A 13674-nucleotide genomic window follows, 5' to 3' on the forward strand; every position below is an offset into this window, starting at 1 on the left:
GCATGGTTACGCCCACTAACATACTTCCCAATCGCCACTTTGGATCTTGTCGACGGTAGCACGGAGTGCTTGCTCCAATGGTCTGTCTTCGGTGAGCAGTTCAAAATCGGCTTCGACTTGCGCTAACGTCTTAGCCAGTGATGGCGTGATAGAGCTTGGCGCTAGCTCTTGTTGCATGATACGCAACCGAATACCTTGAGACATGGCCAACAACGCTGCGGCCGCGACTTGTTCTGTAAGTTGTAACACTCGCATACAATCACGCGCCGAAATGGTGCCCATGCTGACTTTATCTTGATTATGGCATTCGGTAGAGCGTGAAAACACACTGGCAGGCATGGTATTTTTTAGTGCTTCAGCAGTCCATGCAGACACGCCAATCTGTACGGCTTTAAAGCCGTGATTGATGGCTTTACGCTTACCCATTGCCGCTGAAAGGTTAGCGGGCAGACCATTATTAAACTTTTGATCCATCACTAACGCCATCTGGCGGTCAATTAAGTCGGCAATGTTGGCCACGGCAATTTTCATCGAATCCATCGCGAATGCGATATGGCCGCCATAGAAGTGCCCGCCGTGAAGGATATGCTCACCTTCGGCATCCACAATAGGATTGTCGTTAGCGCTGTTAAGCTCGGTTTCGATAAACTGGCGCATAAAGGGCAGCGCATCTTGCAGTACACCGATCACATGTGGTGCGCAGCGTATTGAGTATCTGTCTTGCAATCTGTCAGAGTTACGCGGGTGAGTGTGATGATTTAAGTCCTCACGGATCCACGCGGCAATTTGATTTTGACCCGGGTGCGGCTTGGCGGCAAACAGGATCTCATCGAAGTGGTTCGAATTTCCTTTTAACGTCAGTGAGGCCATCGCTGTAATGCGGCTTGATAATCGAGCCATATATTGAGCGCGATCAAAGGCTAAACAAGCCAGTGCTGTCATCACCGCAGTGCCATTCATTAGCGCGAGTCCCTCTTTAGGGCGCAGCGTCAACGGGATAATATTCAGTTGTTTATAAACGTCGCTCGTCGTGCGTCGCTCACCTTGATACATGACATCACGCTCACCAATGAGTACGGCCGCAAGGTATGACAAGGGCGTTAAATCACCACTGGCACCGACGGAACCTTCTTCTGGGATCACCGGAGTAATATTGAGGTTCAGCAGTGTCTCAATACGTTCGAGTAGTTCAAAGCTGACGCCAGATTTACCATAGGCGAGAGAGCTTAAGCGACAAGCCATTACCGCCCGTGTTTGTGCCACTGATAGAATATCGCCAAGCCCGCAGCCATGAAAACGGGTCAAATGCAGTGGTAGCTCATGAACAAGATCGAGGCCGACGGTGACTGTGCAGGAGTCGCCGTAACCCGTGGTAACGCCATAAACCACGCCTTCCTCTTTGAGCAAACTATCGATAAATAATGCACCTTTTTGAATATAGGCTCGGTATTCTTCGGTCTGCTTTAACTGTGCGGTTGCCCCTTTTGAAATTGCTACAACGTCTTCAAGAGACAAACTACGGTAGCCAAACTCAACGGTTTGTTGCTTGATGTTTAGGGAATTAGCGTGGGTCATTTGTGTTGTTGTCCTTTACTGCCTTGAACATTGGTACGTTGGATATTTTCATCCTTGTGCCAAAAATCATAAAAATTAAACCATTGAAGTGGTTGGCGCAGCGCAAAGTATTCAAGGCGCTGGCTAAAATCTTGTACTGCATTGTCGAGTCGTTCAGTTCTGCCTGCTCGTGGGCCTTTCAGGCTGTTAGCAAAATGGCTGAGGTGAACGTGGTAACGACCCTCTTCACGTAAGCAGAACATGGTAAACACTGGACAATCTAATAAGCCTGCAAGGATAAAGGGTCCTTGAGGGAACGGTGCATCTTGACCCAAAAAGGGCTTGTAGATAACACGGCCAGCCGTTTGCGAGGAGGTTCTATCTCCGGCGATAACCACCAATTCACCTTCATCGATTTTTTGCTGTAACAAGATAGAAGTGCTTGGCCCAAGCTCGGTCACTTGAATGAGGTTTAATGCGCTATCTGGGTTGAGTTGCTGCAATACACGGTTAAAGTTTTCGGCGTGCTCGGTTAAGACCATGACATTCACTTTCACTTTGCGCTGGTGGATCGATATTGCGCGGCAAAGCTCTAGATTACCTAGATGGGAAACCAGTAAAACAGCCCCTTTGCCAGTTTCCAGTTGTTCTGTTAAGAGTTGTCTATTGGGAAAGTCGACTTCGGCGAGTTTGATGCGGTCACACCAGGCATCGATGCGGTCAAGCGCTGCATGACCAAAGGCAAAAAAGTGCTTGAGGCTGTCACGCCAGCTGAGTTTGTCATTAAGCAAAGGATGGTTGGGCTGAGTCGCTTTAATTTGGCTTAAAAACTGCTGTGATGCTGATCTGGCCGTGGATCCAGTGGCAAAGAAGTAGCAGATAACGGGGTACATAATGGCACGGCATAACCAGTGACCACCGTAACGATAGCTTTCAGCTATCAATTTAATGCCCCAGTAGCTGCCGCGCTCCTGCATAGTGGACCAGTGTTGGTTTTGTTTACCTTGGCTGAATTTGTTCCACAAGCGCTTAGGTTGCTGCAGTAGCATGCTGAAAAACAGTTTGCTGTGCATGAGAGAGATACGCGCATTATCTTTGAACCCTTGAAAGTGGCTAATGCCATCTTCGGGGTAGATAACACGGGTAGGAATATGAATAACGGGTACGCCTTGCCAATACAGGCGCACTAGCACTTCTATATCAAAGTCCATTCGCTCGCCAAGAGCATGAGTTAGAAACAGTTTTTCAGTCTCGGCTAACGGGTAAACTCTAAAGCCGCACATGGAATCTTGGATATCAAAGCTGAGTGTTTCTATCCAGACCCAAATGTGGGTGAGATAGCGACCGTATAAGCGAGCCTTAGGCACCGATTCATCATATTGAGGTAGCCCAGAGATTAACGCCTCTGGTGCTGATTCTGCACGGGCGATCATCGCCGGAATATCATCTAAATTGTGTTGCCCATCGGCATCAACTTGCAGTGCGTGGCTGAAGCCATCTTGATAAGCGGTGCGCAGTCCCGTCATTACCGCAGCGCCTTTACCACGATTAAAAGGATGGTGCAGCAGCGTTACCCAGGGGTATTTATTGGCCAGCTCGATGAGTAAAAAGCGAGTTTCATCATCACTGCCATCATTGACCAAGTAGCAAGGCAAACCAAGTTCATCAAGTTGCTCAAGCGTATGTGCAATTGCCGTTTGGTGGTTATAGTTTGGAATGACCAAAGCGATGCGCATTAGCCTATGTCCTTATTGGTCTGTTGAATACTCTGAGGGGCCATATTGAAGGCGATTCGGCCAGATGCAAAGCGTTTATCGCCATCGCTATAAGTAAACATAAGCTTAGCTTTAGCGGCATTGTGACTCATGGTCAAATTGACCTGAGTGTTAGGCAGCATGAGTTGTTGAAACTTGAGAACCTCAAGCACGGCAACGTCGCAGGTGTAGCCAAAATGCTGGCTGCCAAGTTTAATCGCCCAATCTAATTGAGTGACTCCTGGCAGCACGGGTTGCTCGGGAAAGTGGCCTTTGAAATACTCAAGTTCAGCAGCAATCTCTAGACGCCAACAAATGGTGTCATCATCTATTGCAGTGCTCAAAATCGTCGGTAGCGTAGATTTAATCATTTACTCTTAAACTTATCGATATCAAATAAAGCCAACATGGTGTTGTGTACGCGTTTTCCCTGAAAATCGAGCGGCAGCTGCTCTGGGTAGCGCCAACGACGTGGCAAGGTAACACGTTCAAACTGGGTTAATAGATGGCGTTTAAGCACGTTGTTGAGTGCCAGTTTGCCATCGGTAGTTAACTGCTCAATACCTTGCTGCGACAGTTCAATCGCTGCCCCTAGCTGTATTCTGGGCTGTTCTAATAAGAGTAGGGCCGCCTTTGTAACGTAAGGATGACTCTCTAAAAGTGACTCCATCTGCACTAATGATAAGCGTTTCTCTTCGACTTTAATGATGCGATCTAAGCGGCCTTGTAGGCTAAACTTACCATCGGCCGCAATGTCGACTTTATCTTCACACCTTAACCAGTGGTCGTTTTCTAAATAGGGTGATTTCAGCTGCAATGCGCCATCGACAGCGTCTTGCTTAATCTCCATTTCGGCAAATGTTTGCCAAGGTTCAGCGGGGGAGTGTTGTTGTCGGTATGCGATCCCGCCCGTCTCTGTACTGCCAAAAACTTCGGTGGGTAGACGACCGTAGCATTGCTTTATTGCCATCGCGGCCTCAAAGCTGAGTGGGCCGCCTGAGCTAAAGACTAAGCTTGGGGCGCGCAACTGCGGCTCATTGTCGAGAGCATCAGGCAAGCGAGATAACTGAGCTGGGCTACTCACTAAGCACAAGTTTGGAAATAAGTTGGCGTAGTAGCTAAGCGTTTCAGGATACTCAACTAAATCACTTAAAAATGGACGACTAGCGGCAAGTGGCCACAGAACTTTAAACAGCAAGCCGTAAATATGTTGGTGCGAAACGGTTGCTATGACGCTGCAATGTGGCAGATGCTGAGCAAAAGTATGCTCCAAGATGCTGACTTCAGCATCGAGTTGCCTAATAGATTTGGCGATTCGTTTGGGTTTACCACTGCTACCAGAGGTGAATAATACCAGCTCACCCCATTGGATTGATTGAGGCCATTGCGATGTAGGCAGATTAATATCTTTATCTAAGCGCAGAAATGCTTTGCCTTCACATAGTGGTAAATCGGAAATAACCCCCTCAAATTCATGGGTTAATTCACTCAACGTTCCCGTTTGAGTATTGGCGGGCAGTATAATCTGCTTTCCGGCAAGCAAGCCTGCACAGAGCCCAACAGCAAACATATCGCTACTATCACAGCTCAATAGCCAGCGCTTTTCTTGGGAACGATTGAGCTGCTGGTGCAGATGAGCAACTTGGTTGCTGAAAACCGCACCAGTCACAATATTGTGATGGTTGAAGCTAATTAACTGCTGTGCTGTTGGCCCTTGAGATAACCAAGATTTGAGTAATTCAGTCATGTCTTTTTTAACCACAATGTTCTGTATAACCACTCACCAGCGAGCAGTAATCCAATAAGCAAATAGGCGATTAAGCCGTTATAAAGGGTCCAAGTTTCCAAGCTAGCATAAAGAGCGGTATAGAGTGCAACGCAGCCATTGAAAATGAACAATCCACACCAAAGTCGTGTGACCTTATTGAGGTAGCCAGCGGCTTCATCAGGAAGGTCGGGTTGTTTCAATCTCGCAAGTTGCTCAATCATGCTAGGACCACGAACTAAAGAGTAACTAAAGAGCGCTAACATTGTCAGGTTGATCACGACTGGATAGAACAGTAACAGCGCATGCTCTTTAGCGATAAAACTGCCTGCGGTGAGACCAATACCAATTAAAATGGGTAATAATAGTGCTTTTAATTTTTGTTTTTGCAGTAATAAGCGCAACAGCAGTACGGCGCACAGTACCAGTGCAACGGTGCCTACGGGCAAATAGTGCAAGCCGAAATAGACTGCCAACGGATAGGCAAACACCACTAGGCTAGTCACTATTTGCAAAAATAAGCGCATTAGTCTTTAACTAAACCTTGAATTGCATCGACCACATCACCGACGGTGCGCACGGCTTTAAACTCTTCAGGTTTTATTTTTTTACCTGTCATCTGTTGCAGTTTAATCACTAGATCGACAGCATCAATACTGTCCAAATCTAACGCTTCATAAAGTGATGCTGTTAACGTGATATCGTCAGCGTCGACTTCAAAGTCATCGACTAATATACGGGTTAATGCTTCTAAAATTTGTTCACGAGTTTGCATAATGCCTCCTACACTCGTTGTGACTTAACGAAGCTTGCTAAGCTAGCAACGCTGAAAAAATGTAATTTGGTTGCGTCTGAATTAGCTTCAATTTTCACATCAAATTGTTTTTTTATTGCTAAGCCAAGTTCTAGTGCATCAATCGAGTCTAGCCCTAACCCTTCACCAAAAAGTGGTGCTTCAGCATCAATATCATCAATACTGACGTCTTCAAGGTCAAGACTGTCGATGATCAATTGTTTAATTTCGTTTTCTAAGCTCATAAGTATTTATCTAATTGTTGTTTATAATATTCTTCTAGATCACGGGTCATTTGGCGAGCCATCTTAGCATCGCCACCCGCAGTTGCATCATAGCGTAGATAGGGCAGTTTTTCGCCTATTTCAATATGCATGCCGATGGTGCGTCTGGGTAATTGATACCAAGATTCTTGTTTACTAAAGCCAACACAGTTGGTTTTAAGCAATATGGGTAGCAGGTCGCTGCGTGTGCGAATAGTGATGTTGGCAGCACCGCGAGCAAAACTATTGACGCGTTTACCAATGATAGTCCGAGTACCTTCAGGGAAAATAATTAAATTATTGCCTCTATTGAGCACCTCTTTGCAGTCCGCTAATAGGAATTCTGCACCACGATTGGGTATATAACCTGCACTGGATACTACACCACGTAAAAAGGGGTTGCGCCAAATACCTTGTTTGACAATGCAGCTGGTATTGGGCATTAAACTGATCAAGACAACGACGTCGACCAAGGTAGGGTGATTTGAGGTGACAATCATTCCCTTGGCATCCTTGAGTTGTTGCAGGTCGCCATGACTGACCTTAATCAACCCCGTCCAAGTGAGCATGCAGACAAAGCCTTTGAACATGAGGTGAACCGCATGCTGCACTCTTTCTATACGTTGTGTGGGGGTGCCAGGCCAAAATCTGAGGATAGGCAAAATGGTCAATGAACTGAGTAATCCACCAAGGCCAAAAACGATATAGCAAAACGTGCCCCCTACCCATCGTGGCAAGTAAGCGATACCCGTTAGTCGAGGTGCTGGGTGCTTATTCAAAGCTCAAACTCCAATGCGCACCGGAAAAGTTACCTGAAATAGCCTGTTTTAGCGCGATACTAGATAATATATTACCCAAGCTTAATGTCGCGGCTTTGGGGCACAGTTCGCTTAAGTTAATTGTTGCCAAGGCCGCTTGCGGTGAAGTTATTGGCGCGACTAGAAATGCCATTGCAATCGGCCATTCTGGTTCACTCGTAAATGGCTTATAAATATTGGGTACGGTGTCATCGGCATAAGAAAGTAGTACTGGCTCAGGATCATCAACCAGTAGTGCGTATGCTTCAATGAAGGCTTGGGATAGCGTCTCACTGCCGGCAGCAATGGATGTTGATGCTGCTCTGTTTTGACTAATGATGCTAAAGATCCCGCTGGCAGTATTGTGCACTGACTGACTAAAGGCGGTGGGTGATAACGCAGACTTATCGACAATGTCATTAAGTAAGCTAATCGTGCGGTTTATCTCTCCATGCTGCGAAGCAAAAATGCTGCGACATTGCGGTGGTGGTTCACATTGAAAAATAGCATCAAGGATAATTTTTGTGAGTTTACTGAGGCGGCGGCGTTGCATTGCAGGCACTTGTGGCAATTTAGGCACAGCCGTCTTCGCAGTAGATACGTCTAATACTGTCTTGGGCCAAGCCTGCCATTCAGCGTTATGCTGATAGTGTGGCGACCATGCGCCCCATGAAAGAATGCTAAACTTCATTGCATTGCCTTACATACGAATATCCGTTCGTAGTGCCTAAGTTCATTGTAAATAATCGCTTGTTCCCCTCAAAAGTAAATCAATTCTTAAGGCCTAGCATATACGATATGTCGAAGTAGCCGCTATTGCTTGGTATCACACGAAAGCTTAGTTCAATAGTATAATTATACTGTTGAAATTACGGCATTAGAGCCGCTATTCTACATCATAAGATAGAGATTACAGAAGTGCTTTACGATACGGCTGTAGCGCAAAAGCGCTGAAGACTATTAAAATGTGGCGATAAAGTAAAGGCCCTGTTGGTTCGGGGCCTTTGAATACTTTAATATTTTACTTTAGGAGAGGTTAGTCGAGGTGCTTTTGCAATCGACGTAGTGCTGATTTTACCTTGCGAGCATTTTCAGGTCCCATGCGCACCATGAGTTTCTGAGCATTAGGTAAAGCTTCTAGTTTAGGATCAACAAACTGGTAGTTAACACTCACACCATCGAGTTCTATCGGTTGTTCAATAATCGGCGCATCGAGCATGATGCCAATAGCTTGCTGCATTCTGTCGTTAAACGACGTGCTACTGTAGCCAAGTTCGCTGAAAGCTTCGCTTAAAAGCGGTGTCATCTCTTTGTAAGTTTTAGCTAATTCCTCTTCATTTAAGCTGGCAAGGAAGTCTGCATATAAGTCATATCGGTGGTAACTATCTGGGTCAACATAGGTCTTATTAGCGATGTCTGACACGGTAAAGCCATTATTAGGTGCTTTTAATGGACTGACTTTTCTAGCCAACTCTCCTTGAGCTAAGTTATCAACAAATACCACAAATTGACGCACAACATTGTCTTCAATGAGTAAAGGCTGAATTGCCATGCCGTCTGCAATATCAATCGCTTTCTGATGAACATAAGGATCGCTATCGGCCAGTGTTGGCAATGGCTCTACTGCTGGAACGGGTTCGAGTGTAGGCAACTGCACAGGGACAGGATCCACTATTTCTGGTTCCGGTTCTGGCAGATTAGCATCGGTTTCGAGTGGCTCTTCTGGGATAGGATCGGGAATGACAACCGGCGCAATAATTTGCGGTGCTTCGCTCTTATCATTACCGCTTAAATAGTAATAACCTCCAGCAGAGATCAGTACAACAACGGCAATGGCAATAATCGCTAGGCCATTAGTACCTGAGGACTTTTCCTGAGGTGAAATTCTATCTTCTTGACTGAGTTGCATGTTGATTCCTCTGCTACCGCACGATGATCGTTATAGTGATAAGTATAGCCTTAACCCATTTTGCAAAATAAAACGAGCTTGTCTATAGGTTGAAGCTCTATTAAGAATATTTAATTTTATGGATCAGCAATTAGGCTTGAACAAACTGCTCCCGATCGCCAAGCCAGCGTTGGATAATGGCATCCACACTGTCGGGCGATTGCTGCATGACATATGGGGCAAGCTTCTGTACATGGGGGATTAAGGCTTGATCTCGCATTAAGTCAGCAATCTTCATATCGGCGATGCCAGTTTGCTTGGTGCCGAGCACTTCACCTGGGCCACGGATCTCTAAGTCACGCTGGGCGATCACAAATCCATCGTTACTTTGCCTTAGTACGCCGAGTCTTTTAATGGCGGTGGCTGACAGCGGTGGCTTATACATGAGTACGCAATGACTGGCCACGGCGCCTCGACCGACACGGCCTCTAAGCTGATGCAGTTGTGCTAGACCTAAACGTTCTGGATTTTCAATAATCATCAGACTGGCATTAGGCACGTCAACACCGACTTCAATCACTGTTGTAGCCACAAGTAGATGCAAGTCTCCAGCTTTAAAACTGGCCATAATCTGCTGCTTTTCAGCCGATTTCATTCGGCCATGTATCAGGCCAACATTGAGTTCAGGTAAGGCAATTTTAAGCTCTTGAGCTGTGTCTTCTGCTGCTTGGCACTCTAATGCCTCAGACTCTTCAATAAGCGTGCAGACCCAATAGGTTTGACGGTTATCATTCACCGCCGCTTGGCGCACTCGGTTGATAACTTCCTCTCGACGCTGATCCGATACTGCGACTGTAGTGACCGGTTTACGCCCTGGTGGAAGCTCATCGATGATTGAGGTATCTAAGTCCGCATAAGCGGTCATTGCCAATGTACGTGGAATGGGAGTCGCTGTCATAATGAGCTGGTGCGGATGAAAGCCCTGACTCACTCCTTTTTCTCGTAGGCCTAGGCGCTGATGTACTCCAAATCTATGTTGTTCATCGATGATAATTAATGCGAGCTTATTAAACACCACTTGTTCTTGGAATATAGCGTGGGTGCCAATCACAATATTGGCCGCACCCGATTCGATATCGGCTAACGATTGTATTCTGGCCTTGCCTTTTAGCTTACCGGCTAACCAGCCGACTTTTAACCCTAATGGCTCAAACCAGCTGCTGAAATTAATCATGTGCTGCTCAGCGAGTAACTCTGTTGGCGCCATCATAGCGACTTGGTATCCGCTCTCGATAGCCTGTAATGCGGCGAGTGCGGCCACTAAGGTCTTCCCTGATCCCACATCGCCTTGAACCAGTCGCATCATCGGCTCTGCTTTTTCAAGATCGGTGCTGATATCGACACCGACTCGCTGCTGCGCGCCAGTGGGTTTAAAAGGCAGTGACGCCAGAAATTGATTTAACAGCTGACCTGTTGCCGACATACTCACGGCTTTGTCTCGACGTGTTCGTTGACGTAGGCGTAGCATGCTTAAATTGTGTGCTAACAACTCCTCTTGGATAAGGCGTTGCTGTGCAGGATGTGTCCCTTGCTCAAGATCAAACTGTGAGACTTGATTATTCGGTCGGTGTAGTAACTGTAGTGCTTGTTTGAGCTCCATATGATTGGGTTGCAGATGGGGAGGCAATAGCTCTGGTAGTCCTCCCTCAGCCAGCATCACCAAGGCTTGCTCTGTTAACTTAATCCAACTTGCCTGCTTAAGGCCCTCAGTGGTGGGATACACCGGCGTTAAGGTATCACTTAGCGGCATGTCATCTTCGGCGGAGACTAACTTGTATTCAGGATGAATAATTTCACTAAAATGCTTACCGCGGCGAATTTCACCATAGGCTCGAATCACCGTGCCGGCTTCAAGACCATTCCGCTGAGCTACTGAAAAGTTGAAAAATCGTAGGGTTAAACTGCCAGTATCATCACGTACAGTACAGGTCAGCATGCGTTTGCGACCTTGGATCACTTGGCTTGACTGGATCACCGCTTCAATGGTGCCATAACTGCCAGGATAGAGTGAAGCAATAGGGTAGATCTGAGTACGATCTTCATAACGCAGCGGCAGATGAAACAACAGATCTTGCACTGTTGTAATATCCAGCTTAGCTAATCTCTCGGCCATCTTTTTGGCGACGCCCTTGAGTTCTGTTATAGGAACAAGATCGAGACTTTGCAAACGGTTAGCACTCAAACACTGTAAATTTATACATATATTATCAGAGATATCATTTTTCGCAAATTAGCGCGTTATTTAACCATTACAACCAACCTTTTTGCTGTGCAATTCTGGCGGCATCAATACGGTTAGTTGCATGTAATTTACTGATAGCCTCAGATAAATAGTTTCTCACAGTACCTTCTGCAATAAATAGTAGCTCGGCTATGTCTGAGGTGGATTTTCCTTCGCTGGCGAGCCTTAATGCGCGGCGCTCTTTGTCATTGAGTGGGTCCATTTCGCCCACGGCCATCATTGCCAGTTCAGGATCGATTATGCGCTTACCTGCCATCACTTGGTTAATCGCTTTGATTAAGGTGTCAGAGGGAGCATCTTTTAATAGAAAGCCCCCTACACCAGATTCTATGGCACGTTTGATATAACCGGCTCTGCCGAAGGTGGTAATGATAACGATCTTAAGTGCTGGCTTATGTTGTTGGCACCAACTGGCGAGTTCGAGCCCGGTACGGCCCGGCATTTCAATATCCGTGAGCAGCAGGTCAAACTCCGTCAGTTTTAACAGTGCTAGGGCTTCGTCTCCATCAGCCGCTTGGGTAATGTCAAAGTCACCGCCTAAAGAGAGTAGCGCTGACAATGCCCCTCTCACCATGGCTTGATCTTCTGCTAACAAAATTCTCATTGGTTTCATCCTTGTGCTGGCAGAGTAATGGTAAATTGGCATTCATCATCCAACTCCCATGCCAATACCCCTTGAAATTTAGCCAGTCGCTCATTGATACCAATGAGTCCATTGCCTTGTTCGATTTTGCTCGGGCAGCCATCATCGGTAATAGCGATCCGCAGTTGAGTTGCCGTTTGCTCAAAGTGCAATTCACATCGGGTGCCCTTGCTATGGCGAACAATATTGCTACAAAGCTCCGTCAGACTCAAAATTAATTGGGTTTCTAATTCGGGCTCAAGCTTGGGGATGTTACCAATCAAACTGACACTTAAGCCCTTGTCTCGTAGTGTTTGACAAAGCTGTGTCACACTGGCGGAAAGGCCCTTGTGTTTATAACCTGAGACAGTTTGCCTTATCTGGCTCAAGCTATCTCTAGCGATGCTATTGAGTTCAGTTAATTGCAGTCGTGCTTGCTCAATATCATTATTGGCGATCAGCTTTTCGGCTAACTCGGCTTTCAAAGATATTGAGGAAAGACTGTGCCCCATAATGTCATGCAGATCGCGAGCAATGCGTTCTCGTTCTAGCATGGTCGCAAGTTGTTGGATCTCCGTTTGGCTTTTTTGTTGCTGACATTTATGCTCCACGCGTTTGCGCTCTGCAACCCCAAACAGCCCTACACCAGCAATGAGGCCTGCACCATAAATGACCCAATAATAATGGTCAAAATTAAGGCTAGCATTCAACAGCGACAGTAATCCCATTAGCCCTAATAGGCTGACAATGGCTGTTCTTAACGGGTAAAAAAAACCGAGAAAGAAGCCGGCAAAGGTAAATAATGATAGCGAGCCAGTATTAATAGGGGTCACTAATACGCCGATAATTATCATGGCTAGAATAGGTCGGTAAGCGTTAGCCGTGGTGGACCGATAAGCCCAAAAATAGCAATAAATGAAGGGCACAAGCGCCATTAAGCTTAGGGTTATTTCCCATGGCTGCATCTCATTGACAAAAATGGGGATAAGGTAAAAAACCAGATTGACGAGATATATCCAAGCCAGTTTGTCTTCTTTTGTTTGAGTTGACGTTGTCATGAAAAATTCCTATTTATACCTAAACGACTTGTTCACCACAAAGTGCTGCTTTAAAAGTGGCTTGAATATAGGAGAGTTAAGTCTAAGATTGCCGCTCTCCATCCATTGCGTTGTAGTGAATTATCGCTGGGCGCTTTGGCTATTTTGTTGCAGTAAAAATCGTGCCCAGTTGTAGTCGCTTTCGATAACTAAGGCTTGCTGCCAATCTGATATCGCGCCATCAACATCACCTAAATTTTGCTTAGCTAATCCTCGCCAAGTGTAGGCTTCAGCGTGTCCCCAGCAAATGTTATCACAAGGAATTGCATAAAACTCAATGGCTTTACTGCTTAAATCAATAGCACCTTGTTTGCTGCCACCGTATATTTCTGGTGTATTAAAGGCGGTGATTGCTTGAACTAATAGTACCCTAGGATTGGTGGGGGCCAGTGCTTTTGCTTGCGCTATCGTAGTGCCAGCTTTGGCACCATATACAGCGCCTTTACTATTATCCAAGCCAATAAGGATGCCATAAATGGATGACAGCAGGGCGAGGTTGTCGGCATTGGCACTAGAGGCCGTTAGTGGTTCTAGTGTGTCTTTTGCTGATTCAAGCGCGGTGATTGCAAGCGCACGTTGGCCAAGAATATTGGCGCTAATAGCAAGTCTATAACCTGCGTATGCTTGTTGATAATCATCGCCTTGCCGAGCAAGTGACTGTAAGGTTTTTACGTCCATGTGGTTAGCTGCTGCATCGATAGCACTAATACTAGTATTAGTGCTGTCAGCTTGAGCAAATTGGCTAATGATGGCCATTGAAGTTACGAGTAGTAATGATTTCATGTCAATCTCCTTTTGAGCCCTGTATTGGGTACAGGGCTAGTATTGAAGATTATGAG

13 protein-coding genes and 1 pseudogene are annotated in these 13674 nt (G+C 46.1%); all 14 read right to left on the reverse strand.

What is annotated here, in order from left to right; all coding sequences use genetic code 11:
• Window positions 1-15: 15 nt before the first annotated feature.
• Window positions 16-1575, reverse strand: a complete 1560-nt coding sequence (hutH, locus tag CXF82_RS19825) for an HAL/PAL/TAL family ammonia-lyase (RefSeq protein ID WP_102044812.1) — start codon at window positions 1573-1575, stop codon at window positions 16-18.
• The gene (locus CXF82_RS19830; protein ID WP_101089491.1) at window positions 1572-3290 is read right to left on the reverse strand and encodes a glycosyltransferase family 2 protein; all 1719 of its coding nucleotides are present in this window, start codon (window positions 3288-3290) and stop codon (window positions 1572-1574) included. Before CXF82_RS19830 ends, hutH begins: the two co-directional genes overlap by 4 nt.
• Window positions 3290-3679 (reverse strand): ApeI family dehydratase, encoded by a 390-nt coding sequence (locus tag CXF82_RS19835; protein WP_101089490.1) that lies wholly within the window; start codon window positions 3677-3679, stop codon window positions 3290-3292. Before CXF82_RS19835 ends, CXF82_RS19830 begins: the two co-directional genes overlap by 1 nt.
• A complete protein-coding gene (locus CXF82_RS19840; protein WP_101089505.1) occupies window positions 3676-5055 on the reverse strand; it encodes an AMP-binding protein in 1380 nt (459 codons plus the stop codon). Before CXF82_RS19840 ends, CXF82_RS19835 begins: the two co-directional genes overlap by 4 nt.
• Window positions 5052-5600 carry a COG4648 family protein gene (locus tag CXF82_RS19845; RefSeq protein ID WP_101089489.1) on the reverse strand — a complete coding sequence of 183 codons (549 nt, stop codon included), beginning with the start codon at window positions 5598-5600 and terminating at the stop codon, window positions 5052-5054. The genes CXF82_RS19840 and CXF82_RS19845 overlap by 4 nt, the downstream gene beginning before the upstream one ends.
• Window positions 5600-5848 carry an acyl carrier protein gene (locus CXF82_RS19850; protein ID WP_101089488.1) on the reverse strand — a complete coding sequence of 83 codons (249 nt, stop codon included), beginning with the start codon at window positions 5846-5848 and terminating at the stop codon, window positions 5600-5602. The genes CXF82_RS19845 and CXF82_RS19850 overlap by 1 nt, the downstream gene beginning before the upstream one ends.
• Before the next feature lie 8 nt (window positions 5849-5856).
• Window positions 5857-6111 carry a phosphopantetheine-binding protein gene (locus tag CXF82_RS19855; RefSeq protein ID WP_101089487.1) on the reverse strand — a complete coding sequence of 85 codons (255 nt, stop codon included), beginning with the start codon at window positions 6109-6111 and terminating at the stop codon, window positions 5857-5859.
• Window positions 6089-6908: pseudogene (locus tag CXF82_RS19860) on the reverse strand (lysophospholipid acyltransferase family protein). The gene CXF82_RS19855 and the pseudogene CXF82_RS19860 overlap by 23 nt, the downstream one beginning before the upstream one ends.
• Window positions 6901-7617: a beta-ketoacyl synthase chain length factor gene (locus tag CXF82_RS19865; protein WP_102044813.1), complete on the reverse strand. Its 717-nt coding sequence runs from the start codon at window positions 7615-7617 to the stop codon at window positions 6901-6903. The pseudogene CXF82_RS19860 and the gene CXF82_RS19865 overlap by 8 nt, the downstream one beginning before the upstream one ends.
• A gap of 345 nt (window positions 7618-7962) precedes the next feature.
• Entirely contained in the window at window positions 7963-8835 is an 873-nt protein-coding gene (locus CXF82_RS19870) for a DUF3014 domain-containing protein (RefSeq protein ID WP_101089484.1), read from the reverse strand.
• A 130-nt stretch (window positions 8836-8965) separates the two neighbouring features.
• Window positions 8966-11041: an ATP-dependent DNA helicase RecG gene (recG, locus tag CXF82_RS19875; protein ID WP_102044819.1), complete on the reverse strand. Its 2076-nt coding sequence runs from the start codon at window positions 11039-11041 to the stop codon at window positions 8966-8968.
• A gap of 82 nt (window positions 11042-11123) precedes the next feature.
• The gene (locus CXF82_RS19880; RefSeq protein ID WP_101089483.1) at window positions 11124-11720 is read right to left on the reverse strand and encodes a response regulator transcription factor; all 597 of its coding nucleotides are present in this window, start codon (window positions 11718-11720) and stop codon (window positions 11124-11126) included.
• Window positions 11721-11725: 5 nt separating this feature from the next.
• Entirely contained in the window at window positions 11726-12796 is a 1071-nt protein-coding gene (locus CXF82_RS19885) for a sensor histidine kinase (RefSeq protein WP_101089482.1), read from the reverse strand.
• Window positions 12797-12916: 120 nt separating this feature from the next.
• Window positions 12917-13618, reverse strand: coding sequence for a tetratricopeptide repeat protein (locus CXF82_RS19890; RefSeq protein ID WP_102044814.1), 702 nt, complete (start codon window positions 13616-13618; stop codon window positions 12917-12919).
• Between the last annotated feature and the right edge of the window lie 56 nt (window positions 13619-13674).

The organism is Shewanella sp. GutDb-MelDb (assembly GCF_002836075.1).
GTDB lineage: Bacteria > Pseudomonadota > Gammaproteobacteria > Enterobacterales > Shewanellaceae > Shewanella.

Excerpts from the sequence above, each read along its gene's own strand:
- hutH (WP_102044812.1), bottom strand. The coding sequence starts at position 1,575 with ATGACCCACGCTAATTCCCTAAACATCAAGCAACAAACCGTTGAGTTT.
- CXF82_RS19830 (WP_101089491.1), bottom strand. The coding sequence starts at position 3,290 with ATGCGCATCGCTTTGGTCATTCCAAACTATAACCACCAAACGGCAATT.
- CXF82_RS19835 (WP_101089490.1), bottom strand. The coding sequence starts at position 3,679 with ATGATTAAATCTACGCTACCGACGATTTTGAGCACTGCAATAGATGAT.
- CXF82_RS19840 (WP_101089505.1), bottom strand. The coding sequence starts at position 5,055 with ATGACTGAATTACTCAAATCTTGGTTATCTCAAGGGCCAACAGCACAG.
- CXF82_RS19845 (WP_101089489.1), bottom strand. The coding sequence starts at position 5,600 with ATGCGCTTATTTTTGCAAATAGTGACTAGCCTAGTGGTGTTTGCCTAT.
- CXF82_RS19850 (WP_101089488.1), bottom strand. The coding sequence starts at position 5,848 with ATGCAAACTCGTGAACAAATTTTAGAAGCATTAACCCGTATATTAGTC.
- CXF82_RS19855 (WP_101089487.1), bottom strand. The coding sequence starts at position 6,111 with ATGAGCTTAGAAAACGAAATTAAACAATTGATCATCGACAGTCTTGAC.
- CXF82_RS19865 (WP_102044813.1), bottom strand. The coding sequence starts at position 7,617 with ATGAAGTTTAGCATTCTTTCATGGGGCGCATGGTCGCCACACTATCAG.
- CXF82_RS19870 (WP_101089484.1), bottom strand. The coding sequence starts at position 8,835 with ATGCAACTCAGTCAAGAAGATAGAATTTCACCTCAGGAAAAGTCCTCA.
- CXF82_RS19880 (WP_101089483.1), bottom strand. The coding sequence starts at position 11,720 with ATGAGAATTTTGTTAGCAGAAGATCAAGCCATGGTGAGAGGGGCATTG.
- CXF82_RS19885 (WP_101089482.1), bottom strand. The coding sequence starts at position 12,796 with ATGACAACGTCAACTCAAACAAAAGAAGACAAACTGGCTTGGATATAT.
- CXF82_RS19890 (WP_102044814.1), bottom strand. The coding sequence starts at position 13,618 with ATGAAATCATTACTACTCGTAACTTCAATGGCCATCATTAGCCAATTT.